This is a genomic window from Sellimonas catena (assembly GCF_027924685.1).
GTDB classification, from domain to species: domain Bacteria; phylum Bacillota; class Clostridia; order Lachnospirales; family Lachnospiraceae; genus Sellimonas; species Sellimonas catena.
In genome coordinates, this window is record NZ_BSBO01000078.1 from 1 (window position 1) to 3,074 (window position 3,074).

The window sequence follows — 3,074 nt, forward strand, 5'->3', positions numbered from 1 at the left end:
TGTAGAGCAACATTTTATAAATGCTTGAGATTGAAAGAAAAAAGCAGATAGTAAGAATAGATGGATCAGAAGAATGATGAGAGTATGCCGTGATTTACTGCATGCTCTTTTCTCTTTACAGACAGGATTATAATAAAAAAGAAGGACCCCCTTCCTTGGCAAGAACCGGTTCCCTCTTTCAACAAATACATCCCGAAGGAAGTATCCAGATACTATGATACGCATTTTCAATCTGTTTTGCAAGCTGAAAGAAATAAAAATCTCAGACCAGGAGTGGTTTGACCAAGCGGTCCGCAGCTTGAACCTTTCCGATCACTCCTGCCCTTACTGCAATTCGAAAGGACATCTGATCCTTCACGATGTCTATCCCCGTTACATGGTCACTTTAAAGAATAACGGGCCAGTGACGGTAATTCTGCGTGTCCCACGGGTAAAGTGTATCTCCTGCGGACATACCCATGCCCTTCTTCCCGAAATGCTGATCCCCTATTCTTCCTACAGCCTGCGCTTTGTCCTGACAGTGCTGGAAGCCTATTTCCTGCATGTCCATACAGTAGAAAAAATTTGTGAAAGATACCAGATTGTCCATTCCACGCTTTATACCTTCCGCAGCCTGTTCCTTTCCCATAAACGGCTAATCCTGGGAGTCCTGGACGATGCACAGGAAAAGGGATCTGACTTCATCGGAAAGATAGATGGGATGCAGCTCTCCCAGTTCTGGGATTCGTTCCGGCATTCCTTTCTCCAGGCATACCATGCGTCAGATTTCCATCACCGATGAAATTTCAGACAAAGCGGTTCGGATGCTTCCCATAATCCCGGCATGTACGATGCACAGGGGCAGAGGTATGCTGTAACCGGAGGCGATAAGAAATGGAACAGCAAAAGAAAACAGACAGAATGGATGAATTGATGGAGATCGCACGGCTCCGGTTTGGGATGATTGCGCCGGTGATCCAGGAGACCTATCCGGATGAATCGGTCATGGCATACTGCAGAAGGGTAGCCCAGACCCCGATGCGTCTTCCGGATGGGCGGATAGTGAAATACAAGCCCAAAACGATCGGGAAATGGGTATCCCTTTACCGGAATGGCGGGATTGACGCCCTGACGCCAAAAACGCGGTCAGACCTGGGAAAGACCCGGGTACTTACAGAGGAAGCAATCGATGAGATCTACCGGATCAAGCAGAAATATCCGAGGCTGAACGCAACGCAGGTCCATGCCAGGCTGGTGCAGGAAAGCCTGATCCCGGCAACGGTTTCCGTGGCAACCGTCCAGAGATTTGTGAAACGCAACGGGCTGAAAAGTGCAGACGCGGCGCTGGCCGGCCGTGACCGGAAAGCGTTCGAAGAGGCGTATTTCGGAGGAATGTATCAGGCGGATACGTGTTACCTTCCGTATCTGGAAGAAAACGGGAAAAAGCACAGGACATATCTGATCATGATCCTGGACGACTACTCCCGGATGATCGTAGGCGGGCAGATCTTTTACCAGGAGAATGCATACAACTTCCAGAAGGTCCTCAAGGATGCAGTTGCGGCTTATGGTATCCCGGACAAGCTGTATGTGGACTCCGGCGCGCCCTACAAAAACCGGCAGCTAGATATGATCTGCGCATCCATTGGGACAGTGCTTCTGCATACCCCTGTCCGGGATGGGGCCAGCAAGGGGAAGGTGGAGCGAAATTTCAGGACGCTCAAGGAAAGATGGCTCTACGGGCTCGACATCAGCCAGATCCGCTCCCTGGAGGAGTTCAATAATCTCCTGGCAGCATATATCCGGAAACACAATACGACAGAGCATTCCACGACAGGGGAAACGCCGCTTTCCCGTTATCTCCACAGCGGGCGTCCGGTAAGGAAGCCAAAGTCACCGGAATGGCTGGACGAATGTTTCCTGAACCGCGCGACCCGCAGAGTATCACGGGATGCCACTGTCGAACTGGATTCCCGGTGTTACGATGCGCCGATGCAGTTCATCGGACAGAAGGTAGAGGTGCGTTACCTTCCGGATGACCCGGAGAAAGCATGGGTATTTTCGGAAGGGAAGCGGCATCCGATGCGCCTGACAAACCGGGCGGAAAATGGGAGAACAAAGCGTAAGAACCAAGTGTCGATTGATTACAGCACAGTACTTGGAGGTGGGGAAGATGTACACTGATTATTATGGGCTGAGTTTTAACCCGTTTGATAAACAGATGGTAAAAGAGAAAGACGCTTTTGAGTCTGAAGATTTCCGTGAGATGACAGCCCGGCTGGAATACCTGAAGGAGATCAGGGGGATCGGGGTGTTTACTGCAAGCCCGGGGATGGGAAAGACGTTCGCGCTGCGGTGCTTTTCGAAAAAACTGAATCCGAACCTGTACCAGTGCGCCTATCTGTGTCTGTCAACCGTAAGCGTGCAGGAATTCTACCGCCAGCTGTGTGAAGCGCTGGGGCTGGAATCCGGATTCGGGAAGAGCCAGATGTTTAAGTCGATCCAGGAACGGCTGTATTATCTGTACAAAGAGAAACGGCAGCCGTTCATCTGTATCCTGGATGAAGCACAGTACCTGAACAGCAGTATCCTGAGGGATTTGAAAATGCTGATGAACCAGAAGTATGATTCGGTGAACTGCTTCTCCCTGATTCTCTGTGGGGAGCCCTACCTGAACCACATCCTAGAGAAACAGGTCAACGAGGCGCTGCGGCAGAGAATCGTGGTCCACTACAACTTCCACGGGCTTACAGACCAGGAGGTGCCGGATTATATCCGGCAGAAGATCCGGAATGCAGGAGGCAGCCCGGAGATCATCGATACCGCGGCAATCAGCTCCGTCCACAGCTACAGCCAGGGAAATCCGCGTCTGATTGATAATGTAATGACAGACGCGATGACTTTGGGAAGCCAGATGGAGAAAAAGGTGATCGATGCCGAGGTGATGCTGGCGGCAATCAATAACCAGGCACTGAGCTGAAAGAATGCAGGAAAAGAGGCATGACCGTGTCGTTGAGATGCGATTGTGCTTTTTTTCTGGAAAAGTTGGCGATTATAAAATGCTGTTTGTGGCTACCAGAAAGTGTCGCTCGACA

The 3,074-nt window shown here is 50.7% G+C and carries 3 protein-coding genes; all 3 read left to right on the forward strand.

Features of this window, described 5'->3' with window-relative positions:
• The first annotated feature begins 214 nt into the window (after positions 1-214).
• The 3 genes from Selli1_RS18015 (at position 215) to Selli1_RS18025 (ending at position 2,959) form a co-directional block, all read left to right on the forward strand.
• Positions 215-781 (forward strand): DUF6431 domain-containing protein, encoded by a 567-nt coding sequence (locus Selli1_RS18015; RefSeq protein ID WP_281874457.1) that lies wholly within the window; start codon positions 215-217, stop codon positions 779-781.
• 92 nt (positions 782-873) lie between these two features.
• Positions 874-2,163: a TnsB C-terminal domain-containing protein gene (locus tag Selli1_RS18020; protein ID WP_281874459.1), complete on the forward strand. Its 1,290-nt coding sequence runs from the start codon at positions 874-876 to the stop codon at positions 2,161-2,163.
• Positions 2,153-2,959, forward strand: coding sequence for an ExeA family protein (locus tag Selli1_RS18025; protein WP_281874461.1), 807 nt, complete (start codon positions 2,153-2,155; stop codon positions 2,957-2,959). Before Selli1_RS18020 ends, Selli1_RS18025 begins: the two co-directional genes overlap by 11 nt.
• Positions 2,960-3,074 lie beyond the last annotated feature (115 nt).

Bases quoted from the DNA above. Each gene is read 5' to 3' on its own strand.
- Selli1_RS18025 (WP_281874461.1), top strand. From the start codon at position 2,153: ATGTACACTGATTATTATGGGCTGAGTTTTAACCCGTTTGATAAACAG.
- Selli1_RS18020 (WP_281874459.1), top strand. From the start codon at position 874: ATGGAACAGCAAAAGAAAACAGACAGAATGGATGAATTGATGGAGATC.
- Selli1_RS18015 (WP_281874457.1), top strand. From the start codon at position 215: ATGATACGCATTTTCAATCTGTTTTGCAAGCTGAAAGAAATAAAAATC.